The sequence below is a fragment of the Paucilactobacillus vaccinostercus DSM 20634 genome (genome assembly GCF_001436295.1).
GTDB lineage: Bacteria > Bacillota > Bacilli > Lactobacillales > Lactobacillaceae > Paucilactobacillus > Paucilactobacillus vaccinostercus.
The window spans coordinates 31,896-49,329 of sequence record NZ_AYYY01000063.1 but is presented as its reverse complement, the minus strand read 5'-3'; the positions used below and the strand labels follow the sequence as shown (position 1 = coordinate 49,329).

Annotated in this window: 17 protein-coding genes and 1 tRNA gene; 3 read left to right on the top strand and 15 right to left on the bottom strand. The window is 43.9% G+C overall.

What is annotated here, in order from left to right:
* Window positions 1-35: 35 nt before the first annotated feature.
* The 3 genes from FC26_RS10710 to FC26_RS10700 all read right to left on the bottom strand — a co-directional run bounded on the left by FC26_RS10710 (window position 36) and on the right by FC26_RS10700 (window position 3,174).
* The gene (locus tag FC26_RS10710; protein WP_057780465.1) at window positions 36-1,172 is read right to left on the bottom strand and encodes a PIN/TRAM domain-containing protein; all 1,137 of its coding nucleotides are present in this window, start codon (window positions 1,170-1,172) and stop codon (window positions 36-38) included.
* Between the two features lie 20 nt (window positions 1,173-1,192).
* Entirely contained in the window at window positions 1,193-2,563 is a 1,371-nt protein-coding gene (gene radA / locus FC26_RS10705) for a DNA repair protein RadA (protein ID WP_057780463.1), read from the bottom strand.
* Window positions 2,564-2,637: 74 nt separating this feature from the next.
* Window positions 2,638-3,174, bottom strand: coding sequence for a dCTP deaminase/dUTPase family protein (locus FC26_RS10700; protein WP_057780461.1), 537 nt, complete (start codon window positions 3,172-3,174; stop codon window positions 2,638-2,640).
* 404 nt (window positions 3,175-3,578) lie between these two features.
* Between FC26_RS10700 and FC26_RS10695 the strand changes: the two genes are divergently transcribed.
* The 3 genes from FC26_RS10695 to FC26_RS10685 all read left to right on the top strand — a co-directional run bounded on the left by FC26_RS10695 (window position 3,579) and on the right by FC26_RS10685 (window position 6,589).
* A complete protein-coding gene (locus FC26_RS10695) occupies window positions 3,579-4,658 on the top strand; it encodes a hypothetical protein (RefSeq protein ID WP_057780459.1) in 1,080 nt (359 codons plus the stop codon).
* A gap of 254 nt (window positions 4,659-4,912) precedes the next feature.
* Window positions 4,913-5,194: a GNAT family N-acetyltransferase gene (locus tag FC26_RS10690; protein ID WP_057780457.1), complete on the top strand. Its 282-nt coding sequence runs from the start codon at window positions 4,913-4,915 to the stop codon at window positions 5,192-5,194.
* A gap of 63 nt (window positions 5,195-5,257) precedes the next feature.
* On the top strand, window positions 5,258-6,589 hold the full coding sequence (locus FC26_RS10685; protein WP_057780455.1) for a C1 family peptidase: 1,332 nt from the start codon (window positions 5,258-5,260) through the stop codon (window positions 6,587-6,589).
* Window positions 6,590-6,640: 51 nt separating this feature from the next.
* On the opposite strand, the gene FC26_RS10680 is transcribed toward FC26_RS10685, so the two are convergent.
* The 12 genes from FC26_RS10680 to FC26_RS10625 all read right to left on the bottom strand — a co-directional run bounded on the left by FC26_RS10680 (window position 6,641) and on the right by FC26_RS10625 (window position 17,425).
* A complete protein-coding gene (locus tag FC26_RS10680) occupies window positions 6,641-7,630 on the bottom strand; it encodes a ketopantoate reductase family protein (protein WP_057780454.1) in 990 nt (329 codons plus the stop codon).
* A gap of 251 nt (window positions 7,631-7,881) precedes the next feature.
* Complete coding sequence (locus FC26_RS10675) at window positions 7,882-8,553, bottom strand: 2,3-bisphosphoglycerate-dependent phosphoglycerate mutase (protein WP_057780452.1); 672 nt, start codon at window positions 8,551-8,553, stop codon at window positions 7,882-7,884.
* A gap of 70 nt (window positions 8,554-8,623) precedes the next feature.
* The gene (locus tag FC26_RS10670; RefSeq protein WP_083483851.1) at window positions 8,624-9,568 is read right to left on the bottom strand and encodes a serine hydrolase; all 945 of its coding nucleotides are present in this window, start codon (window positions 9,566-9,568) and stop codon (window positions 8,624-8,626) included.
* A 159-nt stretch (window positions 9,569-9,727) separates the two neighbouring features.
* Complete coding sequence (locus tag FC26_RS10665) at window positions 9,728-10,648, bottom strand: C40 family peptidase (RefSeq protein ID WP_235809512.1); 921 nt, start codon at window positions 10,646-10,648, stop codon at window positions 9,728-9,730.
* Window positions 10,649-10,941: 293 nt separating this feature from the next.
* On the bottom strand, window positions 10,942-11,895 hold the full coding sequence (locus FC26_RS10660) for a DMT family transporter (RefSeq protein WP_057780448.1): 954 nt from the start codon (window positions 11,893-11,895) through the stop codon (window positions 10,942-10,944).
* A gap of 14 nt (window positions 11,896-11,909) precedes the next feature.
* Window positions 11,910-12,857, bottom strand: coding sequence for an AEC family transporter (locus FC26_RS10655; protein WP_057780446.1), 948 nt, complete (start codon window positions 12,855-12,857; stop codon window positions 11,910-11,912).
* Between the two features lie 119 nt (window positions 12,858-12,976).
* The gene (gene accA / locus FC26_RS10650) at window positions 12,977-13,741 is read right to left on the bottom strand and encodes a carboxyltransferase subunit alpha (protein WP_191978893.1); all 765 of its coding nucleotides are present in this window, start codon (window positions 13,739-13,741) and stop codon (window positions 12,977-12,979) included.
* Window positions 13,731-14,531, bottom strand: coding sequence for an acetyl-CoA carboxylase carboxyltransferase subunit beta (locus FC26_RS10645; protein WP_057780442.1), 801 nt, complete (start codon window positions 14,529-14,531; stop codon window positions 13,731-13,733). The genes accA and FC26_RS10645 overlap by 11 nt, the downstream gene beginning before the upstream one ends.
* Entirely contained in the window at window positions 14,509-15,840 is a 1,332-nt protein-coding gene (locus FC26_RS10640; protein WP_057780440.1) for an acetyl-CoA carboxylase biotin carboxylase subunit, read from the bottom strand. Before FC26_RS10640 ends, FC26_RS10645 begins: the two co-directional genes overlap by 23 nt.
* A gap of 5 nt (window positions 15,841-15,845) precedes the next feature.
* A complete protein-coding gene (locus FC26_RS13120; RefSeq protein WP_057780438.1) occupies window positions 15,846-16,223 on the bottom strand; it encodes an acetyl-CoA carboxylase biotin carboxyl carrier protein in 378 nt (125 codons plus the stop codon).
* Between the two features lie 9 nt (window positions 16,224-16,232).
* Window positions 16,233-17,210 carry a beta-ketoacyl-ACP synthase III gene (locus FC26_RS10630; RefSeq protein ID WP_057780436.1) on the bottom strand — a complete coding sequence of 326 codons (978 nt, stop codon included), beginning with the start codon at window positions 17,208-17,210 and terminating at the stop codon, window positions 16,233-16,235.
* A 129-nt stretch (window positions 17,211-17,339) separates the two neighbouring features.
* A tRNA-Leu gene (locus FC26_RS10625) sits at window positions 17,340-17,425 on the bottom strand.
* Between the last annotated feature and the right edge of the window lie 9 nt (window positions 17,426-17,434).

Below are 17,434 nucleotides of genomic sequence, written 5' to 3'. Positions count from 1 at the left end.
AGTGTACAGGTCTTGTAAGTAAATTTAAAGTCTATTTACTTTTTGTCGTCATTTCTTTTGGTGTCACCCTCATGGTGATCATTAATTCCCCGTGGAGAATGAACTGGTCTTGCAAAAATCATCCGACCGGCATCCGTTTGTAAGGCACTCGTCACCTCAACTTCAATGTGGTCATTCATGTAGTAACGACCATCTTCGACAACCACCATCGTGCCATCATCCAAATAGGCAACGCCTTGCTGCCGCTCGGTTCCTTTTTTAACAACCATGACATTCAGCGTTTCACCAGGAATGACCCGTGGTTTCAGGGCCTTTGCCAAGCCATTAATGTTCATAACTTCAACATTTTGAAACTGGATCACCTTATTAAGGTTGTAATCATTCGTCACAATGACGCCATCGACTTCCTTAGCCAAGCGAATCAGTTTACTATCTACTTCTGGAATATCTTCGAAGTCCCCTTCATACATTTCAACGGGAACGACTTTTTCGCTTTGCAGCTTATTTAAAATATCCAATCCACGCCGGCCACGAACTCGCTTAATGCTATCACTAGAATCCGCAATGTATTGTAGTTCATACAAGACAAAATTAGGAACTAATAGGGTTCCCTCAATAAATCCCGTTTTGACAATATCGTAGATTCGACCATCAATCAAAATATTAGTATCTAAAATTTTATAATGGTGATAGTTTGCATCCTGTTTGGCCATAACCCGGCCATCCTTGCTCCCTCGTGAACGACGGAGCTGAAATAAATTACGCCACTCGTCCAATCTTGTTGTTCCAATCCGAAAGCCAAAGTACCCAAATAATAGCATCAAAATCACTGGTACCACGTTATCGAGCACTGGCACATGTGAGTTCCATAGCGGGGTTGACACCAGCACCGCAAGGACTAGCCCAACAATGGTCAACAAACTCCCAAAGAACAGATAAACTGGACTTTGCTTGGTTAAGTAAGCTTCAACTTTGTTTACAAACCGATCGACGGAGCTGGCAAGAAGATAGGATAATAGCAAAAACACAACAGCGCCGATAACCAGGTCACTTGCAAACAAGAGTGTTCCAGTCAGTTGAATATTAAATGCATTCCACAAAAGCGGCAAATAGTAAAACCCAACAGCCGCACCAACAATGGCAAACGCAATTCTAATTACATGCTTTTTCATGTCGTTTTTCCTCCCTCTTTTTAATTTAAGGCTCGTTTTAAAGCCTCTGACAATGTCGCCACTCCGACAACATCAATGCCGGTCGGTGGTTGCCAACCTTGCAAATTATTTTTCGGAATGAAGATGCGCTTAAATCCTAATTTCTCAGCTTCTGCCACCCGTTGCTCAATACGATTAACTCGTCGGATTTCACCGGTCAACCCGACTTCACCAACGAATGCGTCAGTCGGTTGCGTGCCCTGATCGCGATAACTGGAGGCAATGCTCATCGCAATTGCTAAATCAATCGCCGGTTCGTCCAGTTTAACTCCGCCAGCAGCTTTCAGATAAGCATCTTGATTTTGTAGCATCAAATTAGCACGCTTTTCCAGCACCGCCATCAATAATGATACCCGGTTACGGTTCAACCCCGTTGCCGTTCGCTGAGCATTACCAAAAACGGTGGGCGTAATAAGCGCCTGAATTTCCACTAAGATCGGCCGCGTGCCTTCCATTGAAACAACAATGGCCGATCCAGTCGCGTTCTTTAGTCGTTCCTCTAGGAAAATTTCCGATGGATTTGCGACCTCTGCTAAGCCTTCCTCTCGCATTTCGAAAATACCAAGTTCGTTTGTCGAACCAAACCGGTTTTTCACTGATCGCAAGATTCGGTAGGTATGGTGTAAATCACCCTCAAAGTAAAGAACGGTATCCACCATGTGCTCCAAAATTTTAGGCCCCGCAATTGCACCGCCCTTAGTGACATGCCCCACAATGAAGATAGTAATTCCGTTGCTCTTACCAATCTGCATCAAATCTGCTGTCACTTCTCGGATTTGGGACACACTCCCGATTGCCGAACTCACATCTGGTTCCGACATAGTTTGAACCGAATCAATCACGACGTAGTCCGGTTTAACATCTTCAATCGTTTGCTTGATCGCGCCCATATCGGTTTCGGGATAGACGTAAAAGGCATCCCCACTGACATTCAGCCGATCAGCACGCATCTTAATCTGCGTCGCACTTTCTTCCCCAGAGACATAAAGAACGGTCCCCCCAACCTTGTTCAGTTGGCCGGAAACCTGTAGCAGTAACGTGGACTTGCCAATTCCTGGGTCACCACCAATTAAGATTAACGATCCGGGAACAATTCCCCCTCCGAGCACCCGATCCAACTCACGAATCTTGGTTTGCGTGCGCGGCGTTTGGCCCATTTTGATCTCTTTAATCTTAGTTGGTTTAGTCTTAACGCCTGCTAAGCTAACCCGACTGCTGCTTGTCGGTGTCGCTGATTGCACCTTTTCTTCGACCAAACTATTCCATTCACCACAGTTCGGACAACGTCCAAGGTACCGCGAGGAGCTATAACCGCAATTTTGACAAACATACTGTATTTTTGCCTTTGCCATTTTCGACCTCCATTCCGTTTAAAATTATTGTAGCACACCTGTTAATTAATTCTGTTGATAACGACTAACTCGGCTTACTTTTTCGTCGAGCCAAATCCACCCTTCCGTTCACTAGTTGGTTGCTCATCATTATCAGCTAATAAGTAGGGAATAAAGATTCCTTGACCGATTCGTTCACCCTTCTTAATGACCACATCTTTAACCCCAAAATTAAGTAGTTGAAAGAAAATTTCCCCTTCATTACTGTCATTATCGTAGTAATCAGCATCCACAATTCCCACCCCATTAGGGAGTACGAGTCGCCGCTTCAAAGGATTGCTTGACCGATTAGCCAGCATTAAAAATTCATTTTCTTTCATATATGACTTAATTCCGGTGGGAACTAAAAATGGCTTTAAAACCTGATTGGCCGCTTCGTAATCTTCATCATGCAATTCTTCATGATGAAGTAATCCCCGAATAATTTTGACGAAATTAAACTTCCAAATCGATGGCAACACGAAATCTTCCGAACATTCAAAATCGTATCCAGCCGCCTGTTTCGTCTGCCGCTTAGGTAAATTAAGCTGCTGATCCTTTTTTCCTGAAACTACTGCAAACCCACGTTCCATCTTATCCACCTCGTTTTTTAGTTAACTGCCTAATTATAAAATACTGCTCCCTTTTTTGATACTAGTATCCCTTCCCAATTGCAAAAATTAAGGGAAAATCTAGAATTATATTTCATCATTTCTTTTTTCTTCATAAATAGCAACATCGCATCCTAACAATGCGAGTTGCAGTGGGGTCATACTGACCAAAGCTGGCACTTTTCCGCCACGTCTGATTTGCTTATCAAGCGCCTCAAATTATCATTGTTCGTCTAATTATAGTTATCGTCTAATTGCAATTGCCGCTGGTCATTATCCATAGTATTCTTATGTCGATTAGGAGTTTTTATTTTAGCACCAAAGTTTATATTGGAAGCGTTTTTATTCAAACGCATTACTAATGTTACTAGTGGGAGGAATTAGTTATGAAGAATAAAAGCAAAAATATCATTGCCACTTTAGGGACTACGCTGTTAGTAGGATGTGTAACATTACCGGTTTACGCGCAATCTACGACTGATTCTTTAAGCAATAGCCAAAGTATTTCCAATGCAGCCACCCAAACAAGCTCTGCAAATATGGCATTTACCGATTTATCCAGTAGTGCTTCCAGCACCAGTCCATCTGCTGGAACTACCGTCACGGCTGATAGTTCCGAGACTGATCCAAAAAGTACCCCTGTTATTCAAACATGGTCAATATCGGATAACAGAAGTACGAGCTCGAACATCCCGCAACCGAATACTTTTGAGGTGCCAGACGAAACGAACGTAGAAAAATTAAAACAGCTTGATGTTCCTGGATTTAAGATAGATCTCGAAGCTTCTTATTTTTTTGAAATCGACCAACAATATAGTTACAGCAAAGTTTTGAACGGGGTCGGGATCACCAATTTAGATGAACTTATATCAGCATTAAACCAGCGGCCGATATATGCCGTTGACGGCGGTATTCTCAAAATGCATACCGTTCTCATACCAAATCCTGAATCCATTGACATTAGTTATGTTGATAGAAGCACCGGCAAAATACTGGCAAGCACCCAAGTTCAAACAAAATTTGGATACACTGAAACCATCGAGCATAAATCATTTGATGGGTATGATCTAGAGCCCAACCAACCCACCACTTTTCACGTAGTCGGTGATGGTGAAGGAACCAATAAGGTGACTGTTTATTACACGGCAAAGACAACATCAGGAAGTAATTCGAGTGCGCCATCTGAACATGAGCATGCTACAGCGACCTCAACCACCGTTCCAGCAGCTGCTGCTTCGACGGATTCCAAAACTTCTGGCAATAATACCAATACCATAACAACTAGCAATGCGCCCAAAGAAAATGTCTCAGTTGCAGTAACACATCACCATCTAATCAAAAGTAATGATTCAAAATTACCTCAAACTTCTAATAGGACAGAAAATTGGGTAACCGGCATTGGCCTATTCCTGATCGGCGCGCTTGGCTTGGCGAGTGTCCAACTGTATGTTAAAAAAAAACCGTGAAAAAACTATCCGATAAATATAAATAACAAAAGTACCTTTGAAAATTTCAAGGGTACTTTTATTTTGGTTACCGTATTCAGTTATCAAATTTTTTCTGTAACGTTATACCCTTCATTTAACCAATAATGACTTAATGCAGTCACTAACCTATAGTTTAGGCTGAAACGTTTGATACATCTGTATTTCGTGATAGTATATCACCATTAAGGAAAAAGTTTACATTCAATGCACAATATTTGCGAGGAGGAATTCAAATGAACTTTCAGCATGAAAACAACCGAATTTATACAACAGACCAAGATGGTACCCTGTTAGGTGAAATTGTTTTTCCAAATGTCCCCGACGTCGCTGATACCGTCGTTGTCGAACGCACATTTGTCAATCCAATTATGCGTGGACAAGGTTTAGCCGCCCAGTTAGTAGAACAATTTTATCAATATGCCAAACAGCAGGGACTGCATGTTCAACTCCTATGCCCATACGCGAAAAAGGCCTTTGATCAAAATCCCGACTATCAACAACTGCTTGACCGTTAATTTGATTGCGGTCACCTCACAAGTTGACTACAATGGAAGTTAACTACTAAAGGAGTGATTTTTTTGAGCCATGCAATAACAAATGAACAACTTACAGGATTTCAACAAGATCTCGCTAAACGGCCTGAAGCACCGGTCAATGAACGTACCGTTACTAAAAATGGGATTCTTGCTAGTAGCTATGACTGGCATGCAGTTAGTGAGTCGACACCTGTTTTTTCGATTGATTTAGATACCGGCGACGTCGCTAACCAAAAACAATCTGGTCGCTGTTGGATGTTTGCCGCTCTCAATACCATGCGGCACGATATGGCCAACCGCCTGGGCCTTAAAAAGTTTGAACTATCACAGGCGTACACCTTCTTTTGGGATAAGTTCGAAAAGGCCAACTACTTTTACGAAAATGTGTTAAAAACTGCTGATCAACCAGCTGACAGTCGTGAAGTTGCTTGGCTGATGACGACACCCCAACAAGATGGCGGCCAATGGGATATGTTGTGCGCCCTTATTGAAAAATATGGGATTGTTCCGCAATCCGCAATGCCCGAAACCTATAATTCATCTAAGTCCAATGAAATTAACACGGCATTAAATAAAAAGCTACGGCAAAACGCGATCGAATTACGACAATTGGTCGCTGATCATGCTACTGATGACGATATTGATGCTGCCCGTAATCAAATGCTCAACGATGTGTATCGGATGTTAGTTTACAGTTTCGGCCAACCACCACTGACATTTGACTTCGAATATCGCGATGCTGACAAACATTTCCATCGTGATACCGACCTCACACCAAAACAATTTTATGATCAATACGTCGGCTGGAATCTCGCCGACTACGTCTCAATCATCAACGCCCCGACGGCTGACAAACCTTATAATCAAACCTACACCGTCGACATGTTAGGGAATGTTGTCGATGGCCGTGCGGTTAAACATCTTAACGTTACAATGGCGGATTTTAAAAAGCTGGCCATTGCGCAGCTTCAAGCCGGGGAAAGTGTTTGGTTTGGTTGTGATGTCGGTCAAAGTTCTGATCGTCAAAAAGGGATCATGGATCTCAACATCTACGGTCAAGACGATTTATTTGCCACTAGCTTTAAGATGAGTAAAGCACAGCGCCTCGACTACGGAGAAAGTATGATGACGCATGCCATGGTACTTACCGGTGTCGATCTCGTTGATGGTCAACCAACCAAGTGGAAGGTTGAAAATTCATGGGGACCAAAAGTCGGGGAAAAAGGATATTTCGTCATGTCTGACGCCTGGATGGATGAATATTGTTACCAGATTGTGGTTAACAAACAATTTCTACCAGCCAACCTGGCTCAGGCTCAGGCTACAGAACCAACCGTCCTTAAACCATGGGATCCGATGGGAGCCCTTGCATAATAACGTCAACAAAAAATGGTACCAAAGCCCAATGCTTTGGTACCATTTTTTCTATGCAGTTTGTGCGGTCAACGTCTTCTTTGTGGATGCCGCTAATTCTTTTTGCTTCTTGATCTCTGCTAAGTGAACTTCATGGGTTAAGAAGCGATGCGTTTTGGCATCATACCCATGCTTTTGTCCTAGTTTAACCAAGTATCCGTTAATGTAGTCTACCTCTGTTTTACGGTAGTTATGCATATCTTGGTACATGGAAGGATAATGTAACGGATTGGCTACCCGGCTCACATACTTAACACTTTCTAATTCTTCCTGCCGGCTATTGATCATCTTGACGCCATCCCGTTCACAGGCGTCATATGCTTCGTCAATCAACTGTAACGACATTTCTTCGAAACCTTCATAATCGGCAAACTCACCCATTGTCATTTCAAACATGGTGCATAAGGTGTTCACAACCGAGTTAAATACCACCTTGGCCAACAATGTTCCCCGAAAATTGGTCGTTAAGTTGGGATGGAACTGAGCTTTGTCCAACTCATCAACCACTTGATGGGTAAACTCATCAGGCTTTTCAGTATAGTTGGCCAGATTCATCGTTCCTGCACCACGCTTACCGATAAAATCAACATCTCCAGGCCCGTTCAAAACCGTCGCAACTAGGGCCGTTCCCGCTAACACCTTGTCAGGCTTGAAGTAGTTTAATAACTTATCCACATGTCCCATGCCATTCATGCATGTCATCGCATATTGATGCGGCTTAAAGAAGTGTGCGCACCGTTCCAATACTCCCGCCAGCTGCATCTGTTTAGTGAAAAAGATATAACAGTCTGGATCACCTTGGTAATCCTCTGGATATTGCATCGTCATCTTAACTAAATGACGGCCTTGACCGTCGCGTGAAACATAAACGCCACCCTGACGACGTACTGCCTCAACCTGTGGCTTCCAAGGATCAACAAAGTCGACTTCATTTCCTGCATCACGTAATAATAAACCATAGCGTAACCCCATGGCACCTGAACCAACAACTGTAAATTTCATATGTATTCGCGCTCCTCTATGTGTGTTCCTATGTAAACCAAATATGTATGTGTGTCCGATCAATTACTTAAATTAAGTTAAATGATTAAGACACCTATTATTCTAAACTCAAAATGTGAAATGTCAAATACTTTTCTCATTATATTCTCATTTTCCTTAATTGAACCTCCGCTCATACCTGTTAGTTCCCCTCTTTTAACCAATCAAAAAAGTTGAACCACCCATTCTCGGGATGATCCAACTCCACTCATTTACGTTAATTCAATTTTTTTCATGACGTTCAGTTGCGCATCAAAATCATACATAATGGGGGCCCCATTGGCAATTTCAACGGTATTAATTTGATCGTCTGGAATTTCATCCAAATACTTAACAAGTGCCCGCAACGTACTACCATGGGCCACAATGAGCTGGTTATGCCCAGCCAACAATCGTGGTGCAATTTGATCGATCCAATATGGTAGCAGCCGTTCCTCTGTCATTTGCAGACTTTCACTAAGTGGGACCGAAACACCAATCCGATCATAACGGCGGTCATGGTCAGCTTCCGTCAACTGCGGCGGTAAATCCCGATAACCTCGACGCCACTTGCCGACCTGTTGCGTACCAAATCTCTGCTTGGCGACGTCTTTATTCATGCCTCGCAATGCACCATAGTGGCGTTCGTTAAGACGCCAAGTCTTATGAATGGGCACATATAACTGGTCCAACTGATCACAAATCAAATTGGCCGTCACAATTGCGCGCTGTAAATAAGACGTATGCACGTCATCAAATTCAATGTGATGTTGCAAAATGGCCTGGGCCGCCTGATGGGCCTGAGCAATCCCATTTTGTGTCAACGGCACATCGGACCATCCCGTAAAAATGTTATCACGATTTGCCTGACTTTCACCATGTCGTGTAATGACTAGCTTTACCATGTGATCCTCCCTCTCATGCCCTTAATCATAACGCATTTATTAAAGGTTGAGCAAGCATCATTGATGATCGCTAATAACTTTCAACTTTAGTTCCAGCATTCGCGCCGTACACAATCGTTTGCACCTTTTTGGCGATTTTAGCAATCTTTGGAAATCCACTAAATCCACTCTGACCATGACCATGCGTCATAATCACTAAAATATAACGTTGTCCATTTGGCATCGTGACAATGGCGGCATCATTGTTTGTATCATTCAGGAATCCGACCTTGTCTTGTACCGTAGTCCCCTTATTAGCCGCGGCGACCCCGGTTGGGATACCTGTTCGATAAACTTGTTCTCCCATTAATTTCAAAATTTTACTTCGATCAGATTGGTTAGTGAAGACGCCGGTTCCTTTCGCTAGATCTTTCAGTAATAGTTCCAAACTGTAACTCGTAGTTGTCGCATCCTGACCGGAAACGAAAACAGGTGAATACCATCCCTGTGTTTTAATGAACGCATCAATCGTGCTCATTCCATAGCTCGTCAACTGACTCTCGGCGTAGTCATTTTCACTATTTACAATCATAGAATAAAATCCGTTCGTATTTGTCGTATTCCACGTAAAGTTACCATTTAATTTTTGCTTCATCAGAAACGCTGTAATAAATAGTTTATATGTGCTGGCAGCTGTTTGTGCGGTATGAGCGTTGGATTCCACCTCTAAGCTCCCTTCCTTGTAGACATCCGCATATTTACTCTTAGACGCCGTACTGCCACTAGTCGCACCCAAGTTATAGAAACTCACACTAACGGTACCATCTTTAGTTACCGAATTAAGATAATTCGTCAAATTTTTCTTAATGACTGTTTGCCGTCGTTTGACGGCTTGCGACGTCGTATTCGTACTACTTTTCGCCGTTTTAGTGCTGCTTCCATTGAAATGATGCCATAAAAAAATGGAACATAATCCAATGGCTAAAATAATAATCATATATTTTTTGAGTTGTCTTACTATTGTGTTTTTCATCATGTCATTCATGCTACAGACGAAATATTGCATTTCTGATGATTTTATGTGGCCTGAAAATGAATAAAATATGATTTTTTTATTTTTATGGACATCCCGATACGCCATATGTACGCAAAAAAGCCAACCCCACTGAGGAGTTGACTTCATAATTAGCTTATATTAACGAGGCATTACGTAATATGATGGTGTGTAGTACTTCATTGAAGTAACCTTAACAACATCGCCGGTCTTAGGTGCATGAGTAAATGTTCCGTCACCGTTTGAAATACCTACGTGATATGGTGCACTTTCAGGTGCACCGTCACTAACGAAGAATACAAGCGCCCCTTTAGGTGCACTGTAAACGTTGTAGTTGTGAGCGCCGGTAGTTTGTTGCGTGTAAGTTGTCCGACCGTTAACACGGCTTCCGTAGACACGTTGAACAAGACCTGAGCAGTCTAAGTTACCGTAGCTGTATGCTTGGCCAAGGTATGCGTTCCAGTTGCCAGTTGCAGTACTTGCTGAAGTAGCAGCTGGTGCTGTACTTTGTTGTGTACTACGTGCAACTGTGGTGCTGCTACTCTGCGTAGTTGCAGATGCTTGAACTGTACCAGTTTGAGTAGTTGTTGATGATTGAGTTGCAGCTGATTGCGTTGTTGCGGCTGAGCTAGCAGCAACACTTGAAGTAGCTGCAGAACTAGTAGCAACTGCTGAACTTGCTACGACTGCTGAGCTGGTAGCAACAGCACTAGAAGCAGTTGCTGAACTGGCAACCGTTGCACTAGTAGCAGTTGTCGATGTTACGGCAGTGCTGGCTGCTGAAGTCGTAACTGCTGAACTAGCTGCTGAAACTGAACCAGTTTGAACACCGGGGATGTTAAGGCTTTGGCCGGCAACGATTAAGTTTGCGTCGGCTAACTTGTTTGCCTTGATAATTGAATCAATTGAGACATGATACTTTTGTGAATATGCCCAAACAGTATCACCTGATTGAATTTGTAATGAGTCGGCTTGAGCAACTTGTGTGCCCCCAACAAATAAGGCTGCGGCACCCAAAGTCCCAATTAAAGTTTTTTTCGCTGCTGATTTAATGATGATCACTCCTGTGTGTTTTTTATGTGTTTTAGTTTTTATTAATAATTTACGAAAGTAATTGTATCGCTATAAGATTGCAGTTTCGTCGCACTATAATTACATTTAATTACAAATGTTACATTAAAGTTACAAAAAAGCAGCTATCATGCGTGGTTACGCGGTTCTTAATAAAAAAAAGATAAGCAAAATTTCACATTTTTTTGCTTATCTTCATCAAATATTCTAACTTTTAGTCTTTTTTGTCTTTTTTTTGAAGATCTTCTTAAGATCAAATCGCTAATATTGCAGTTTAGTAACAATTATTCGACACGCATCTTACCTGTCTCACGTCGTTTATTACCCATAAAGGTGACGACTGAGCCAAAGATGATAATCACGATGCCAATCACGGTAGTCACTGCAATTTTGTCACCAATCAAGAGTGCCGCAAAAATAGGGGCTAATCCTGGTTTGATAAAGAACACCAGTGAAGCCGTCGAAACATTCGATGTCTCCATTGCCAAAAAGTAAAACGCAAAACCACCACCGGTAACACAAACGCCCACAAAAAATAGAAACCAGAAATAATGTAAATTCACATTCGTAAATAGTGGAATCGCACTGAACTGCTTCAACCACCCGATATGTGAGAATGCCCGCGCAATTCCAGGAATATTGGTAATTTCTACCAGCGCCAATAATTCTGCTGACCCGACAAGGAACGTAAAGCAGGTCATGACAATACCATTGTATCCCCGACGAACAGACCCGTATCGTGAAATAATACTGTACAGGCCAAAGGTCAACGCGGAAATAATAGCTAGCGTCAATCCCAGCGGATCCGTTAAATTAGCCGGGTTAACAATCACCAACAAGCCCACAATCGAGATAATGACCGCAATTAAGTTGGCCCGTCCAAGACGTTCATGCAAAATCAAAAATGAGAAAATAAGTGCAAAAACAGGGTTCGCACTAAACACAACTGCGACCGTCGAAGCTTGCGTGTACCCAATCGACAGTTGAAAAAGTGTCATACTGACCACCAGACACATGAACCCAGTGAGCGCAAATAATCCTAAATCCCGCCAATGAATCATCATCCCCTGAATTCTTAATGTCCGAATTGCAAATGGTAGAAGCACCACCCCACCAATAAAGAATCGAATTAAATTAATCTGAATTGGATTAAAGGCGTCTCCCACTGATTTCAACGCAATTTCCATTAAACTAAAAAATATTGTCGACAACGCAATATACAACCCTGTTTTCTTCACAACAATCTCCTTCTCTAAACTAACGACTTAATAATGACCATTAAGATGGGCACAACAATAATGCTCAGCAGCGTTGTCTCCGTGACCATGATCGCCGCATAATCCGCGTCGGCATCATAGAGCTTGGAAACCACTGGTGCATTGGTCATTACGGGCATTGCAGCCTGCAAAATGAAGACCTGCTTCATCAGTGTATCCATGGAGCTTGGCAACACAAGAAGTGCCATTAGCACTGGTGCACAGATGAACCGCCCGAACAAAATTCCCAGCGCATCACGATCAATTCGTAAGCGCGAAATTCCCGCATTAGAAACCGCGATCCCAATAAATAACATCGACATTGGAATCGTCAAACCACCCACATAGTTCAGATCACTCATAATAAATGAAGGTAGCTTAATATGTAGGACAACAAAAATTATTCCGACCACAAATCCCATGAGGGGCGGTGAAAAAATCTTTTTCAACGTCGCAATAATATTAATTTTGGCACTGCCCATCCCATCTCGCTGGATCAGCCAAACCCCTAACGTCCAAAAAAACGTTGTGTTGGCCATATAGTACACCAGCACGTAGGGGAGCGAACGGTCACCAAACAGTGCGAGGTTAATCGGTAGTCCCACAAACACCGTGTTAGAGTTAAAAAACATCGACTGAAAGAGGCCCTTATGCTCCGACTTGATATGGATGGTTCGCGTAATCAGGAGTGAAAACACGAATAAAATCAACATTGAAATGACGGGATACCGTAAATCCGGCAACAACGTTTTTAGCTCGTTAGCTGTAAAATCTTTCATGATCGTTGTCACCATGTAGGCAGGTAATGCAATTTGCGTTACCAACTTGGAAATCATGCGGGTGGATTTTTCATCAAACCATCCCCGCTCGTTTAATATGTAACCAATGGCCACCATGACTAAAATGATGAAAACACCGGAAACACTAGAAAGAAAAACTGCCATCTCTAGGCCTCCTAAAATATGTAATACAAGAATTATAGCACACGAATAAATGGCGTAAAGTGCCGGAATCCGGTGCTACGCCCGCTTTCAATAAAAAAAGCGGTTACATCGTAACCACCTCATAGTCGCCGCCATTGCGCCAAAAATTGAATAAATTTATGTTGTCGTTGTTGCACCAATTGTTGACCATTCACAGTATCAAGCTGTTCCAAATGCTGTTGCAAGGCGCGCCGAAGATGACTAATTAACTGGTCATCTTCAGCAATGATCTGATCAACCAATCCTAATTTTTTTAGAGCAGTGGCCGTCATAGGCAGATCATCACTAATATCGTGATCCGTCGTCACAATGGCCGCGACTGCCTCAGGTGAGGCAACGGAAAAAAGGGCGTTTTCGAGCATCAAAATACGGTTGGCATTAGCAAACGCTAGTGCTCCACCACTATGTCCTTCACCCAGAAAAACGGCCACATTCGGAACTGTCAGTTGTCCCATAGTATCAATCATGTCGGCAATTGCCTGACTCTGTCCGTGATTTTCAGACGACACACTCGCGTCAGCTCCTGGAGTATCGATCAAGCTAATGACCGGCCGATTAAATCGCTGAGCAGCAAGTACTAACCGGCGTGCTTTCCGATAGCCGCTACTGGCCACCATGCCACCGTTGAACCGTTGTCGTTCCTGCGGACTCTGGCCCCGATTGATCGCAAGGACCGTCACCGGTCGTCTGGCAAGAAGGCCAATTCCAGCAACCAAAGCGTGATCGTCACCGGTTACCCGATCACCATGAATTTCGACAAAATTGGTTAAAATACTGTTAATGACATCGTTAGCTGAGATATGATCAACTGCTCGAATTTTGTTTAATTGATCTTTAAGCAAAATGCGGCCCCCTTTGGTGTAGTAATAGAAGGTTACCAAGATAGTCTCGTATGTCTGGTCGACTCACTTGATCATCAATTAAGCCCTTTGTATACAGGTCATCTGCCAATTGAAAGTGATCTGGTAACTGCTCATGCCCCGTCGCACTAATGACACGAGGACCAGCAAATCCAATCTGAGCCTGTTTTTCTGCAATCACAATGTCGTTTTTAAACGCAAAGCTAGCTGAAACCCCACCCATTGTGGGATCTGTCAACACACTAATCGATACCTGCTCCTGACGATCAAACTGCTGCTTGGTCGCCAAAATGGTATTCATCTGCATCAACGAAAAAATTCCCTCTTGCATTCGTGCACCACCTGATGCGATAAACAAAATAAGGGGTAACTGTCGCTGACCAGCGACTTGATAAAGTTGCCGTAACTGTGCGCCAACTGTCGTATTCAACGTGCCCATCATGAAGTGACTGTCCATCACCCCAATCATCGTCGCATACCCCTGAATGGTTCCCTGACCGGTCACAATGGCCTCATCTAACCCACTTCGCTGTTGATTTTTCGTTAATTTTTCGTCATAACCTGTAATTTTAAGCCGATTTTGCGACCGTGCCGACGGTAACGACTGGAACGAGCCTTCATCCACAGTAATCGCCAAGCGGTCCTGCGCACTTAATCGTTGGTACCGTCCGCACCGAGGACACTGTTTAATTTGTCCCCATTCCAGCTGGTTGACATGTGCTTGGCAGTAAGGACACTTACTCCAGGTTCCCTCAGTTGGCAAATGACTTGTCATTTTTTAACCTCTCATCTAATGTCTGCACCGAAAACTTGCCGTTAAGATACCAATTAGTGGCTACAATTTGACGTAATAACGTCAGGTTGGTGGCCACCCCGGTCACTTCAACCTGTGCTAACGTGGCCTGCATTTTCTCGACCGCTTGTCGGTGAGTGGGGGCTACCACAATAATCTTAGCTAGGAGTGCATCGTAATAGGTTGGTACCTGATCACCACTCGCATAGCCGGTGTCAACTCGCACATCCCTTGGAAATTCAAACTTGGTCAACCGATTCTCACCGGTCGCTCCCGTCATGTTCAACCGACATTCAATCGCGACTCCCTGCCCCTCAGGCACTTGATGCCCGAGACGCGCTTCCCGACTTGCCAGTTGTAACTGTAACATCACGATATCTAATCCAGTTGTGGTTTCGGTAACCCCGTGTTCAACTTGCAACCGCGTATTCATTTCAAGAAAGTAAAATCGATCCTCACTGAACAAAAATTCCACGGTTCCGAGTCCTTGGTAACCCACGCCATCCAGTAACCGATGGACCGCAACCACCAATTCACGACGTTGAGCAGCCGTAATAAACGACGCCGGGCTTTCTTCGATCACCTTTTGTCGCCGAATCTGCATTGTACAGTCTCGATCACCGAGCACTAAGATACGGCCATCCTGATCGCCAATCACTTGCACTTCAATATGGCGGGCATTTTTAAGCACTTTTTCTAAGTAAATCGCGGTACTTCCAAACGCCGAATCAGTCTCTCGCTTGGCAACCATTAGTTGCGATTCCAACTCATCAGGATGATTAACAATGCGAATTCCCTTACCGCCGCCACCCTGACTAGCCTTGATCAGCAACGGATACCCCATCTTACGAGCCGACTGTTGCAGTTGCTCAATATCTTCAAGAACATAGGTCCCCGGAATAATGGCGATACCACGACTTGCCGCAAATTTTCGGGCCGCTGCCTTGTCCCCCATTAAGGAAATGAGCTTGGGTTGGGGGCCCAGCCAGGTAATCCCGCATTGCGCGCACATTTGCGCAAACAACGCATCTTCTGCTAAAAAGCCGTATCCCGGATGAACAGCATCCACGTGCGCGAGAATCCCCGCCATCAAGATGCCTTCCCGATTCAGGTATGACTCTGAAGAAGCTGCCGGCCCAATACAGTAAGCTTCATCGGCCATCTGAACAAATTGAGCTGCTCGATCGGCCGTGGAATAAACCGCAACGGTTCGAATATTCAGTTGTCGACAACTAGCCATAATTCGACAGGCGATTTCGCCACGATTCGCAATTAATATTTTCTTGAACATGACGCCTATGCTCCCTCACGAATCTCGATCAACGGTTGATCATACTCCACGGTCTGCCCATCTTCGCAAAGAACCCGTTCCACGATACCGCTAGCGGGACTGGTCACTTCATTAAACAACTTCATACTTTCGATTTGACCAACTGTCATCCCCGTCTCAACACGTTGTCCGACTTGTAACGGTGCTTCATTAACATGAAAAATACCAATCATGGGGCTCTTGACCACAATAACATCCCCACGGGTCTGCTTTTGCTGCGTAAACTGACTGGTCGTGTCAGGCCGCTCCAGTTCCAGTTCAAAGTCATCCAGCTTAATTTTGGCATGGACAAAGTCTAACGCTGCTAAATCCGTAATCAATTGTTTTAATTGTTGTTCGTTCATGGCATACTCCTACAATTTGATGACCATACTTCCATAATCTAATCCAGCCCCAAAACCACTTAGCAAAATAAGTTGAGTCTGGTCTGCAGAGGGCGTCAGTCGGGCCAGCGTCAGCGGAATCCCCGCAGAAGACGTGTTCCCGTAGCGCTCCACCGTATGCATAAACCGATCAAAGGGAAGATTAAGTTTTTGACAAATCGCCTCAATAATTCGCAAATTGGCCTGGTGGCAGATCACTTTATCCAGTTGGTCGGGATTAATTTGTGCCGTTGCTAACATGGTTCGGATCTGCTGAGGAACCGTATTTGTCGCAAATTCAAAAACAGCGCGGCCATCCTGGTAAAACGCGTCGGTTGTCGGATAATTATCACCGGCAATCGTCGTCAATGGCTGAATTTGACCACTATGGATCGTGGCAGCTTGACGACCATCCGATTGAATTTTTTCGGTCACTAAAAATTCTTCTTCTGGCTTCTCTGTACGGGTCAAAATAACACCGCCCGCAGCATCGCCAAAAAATACCGCTGAGGTCCGGTCTGTAAAGTCCATCATCTTGGAATTAACTTCGGCACTAATGATCATCGCGTGCCGGAACGTGCCGCCAGCCATCATCTTATCCGCAATACTCATTGCAAACACAAATCCTGCACACGCTGCACTGATATCAAAAGCTACCGCGTTATCCGCCCCTAATTTTCCCTGGACAATACAAGCCGTTGATGGCGTCAAGGCATCCGGCGTAATCGTCGATACAATGAGTAAGTCAATTTGATCTGCCTCTAGCTTCGCCTGTTGCAGTAATTGACGTCCTACCGCGGTTGCCAAATCAGACGTGTTTTCACCATCCATAGCGTAGTGCCGTGTGTGAATGCCCGTATGTGACACAATCCAGTCATCACTGGTCGGCATCACCGCAGCCAGTTCGTCGTTTGTAACAACCCGCTGTGGGACGTATCCAGCAGTAGCACTAATTTTTGCAAAGGCCATCGTATTCCCTACTTTCTCGTGAATTAAACCACCCTATTTTAGCCGAGTGATCATCAAAATACTAGCAAATAACATTTAAAAAAGCATTAAAAAAGAGTCTGGTGAAATCACCAAACCCTTCAGTAAGTATGCGGCGAAGAGGACTTGAACCTCCACGGTCATAATTGACCACAAGATCCTTAATCTTGCGCGTCTGCCAGTTCCGCCACCGCCGCATCAACGAA

What these genes read in the sequence shown, in the direction of transcription:
- FC26_RS10700 (WP_057780461.1), bottom strand. Translation starts at nt 3,174, where the DNA reads ATGGAACGTGGGTTTGCAGTAGTTTCAGGAAAAAAGGATCAGCAGCTT.
- FC26_RS10710 (WP_057780465.1), bottom strand. Translation starts at nt 1,172, where the DNA reads ATGAAAAAGCATGTAATTAGAATTGCGTTTGCCATTGTTGGTGCGGCT.
- radA (WP_057780463.1), bottom strand. Translation starts at nt 2,563, where the DNA reads ATGGCAAAGGCAAAAATACAGTATGTTTGTCAAAATTGCGGTTATAGC.
- FC26_RS10645 (WP_057780442.1), bottom strand. Translation starts at nt 14,531, where the DNA reads ATGACAAGTCATTTGCCAACTGAGGGAACCTGGAGTAAGTGTCCTTAC.
- FC26_RS10630 (WP_057780436.1), bottom strand. Translation starts at nt 17,210, where the DNA reads ATGGCCTTTGCAAAAATTAGTGCTACTGCTGGATACGTCCCACAGCGG.
- FC26_RS10675 (WP_057780452.1), bottom strand. Translation starts at nt 8,553, where the DNA reads ATGGTAAAGCTAGTCATTACACGACATGGTGAAAGTCAGGCAAATCGT.
- FC26_RS10690 (WP_057780457.1), top strand. Translation starts at nt 4,913, where the DNA reads ATGAACTTTCAGCATGAAAACAACCGAATTTATACAACAGACCAAGAT.
- FC26_RS10655 (WP_057780446.1), bottom strand. Translation starts at nt 12,857, where the DNA reads ATGGCAGTTTTTCTTTCTAGTGTTTCCGGTGTTTTCATCATTTTAGTC.
- FC26_RS10695 (WP_057780459.1), top strand. Translation starts at nt 3,579, where the DNA reads ATGAAGAATAAAAGCAAAAATATCATTGCCACTTTAGGGACTACGCTG.
- FC26_RS13120 (WP_057780438.1), bottom strand. Translation starts at nt 16,223, where the DNA reads ATGAACGAACAACAATTAAAACAATTGATTACGGATTTAGCAGCGTTA.
- FC26_RS10680 (WP_057780454.1), bottom strand. Translation starts at nt 7,630, where the DNA reads ATGAAATTTACAGTTGTTGGTTCAGGTGCCATGGGGTTACGCTATGGT.
- FC26_RS10640 (WP_057780440.1), bottom strand. Translation starts at nt 15,840, where the DNA reads ATGTTCAAGAAAATATTAATTGCGAATCGTGGCGAAATCGCCTGTCGA.
- FC26_RS10670 (WP_083483851.1), bottom strand. Translation starts at nt 9,568, where the DNA reads ATGATGAAAAACACAATAGTAAGACAACTCAAAAAATATATGATTATT.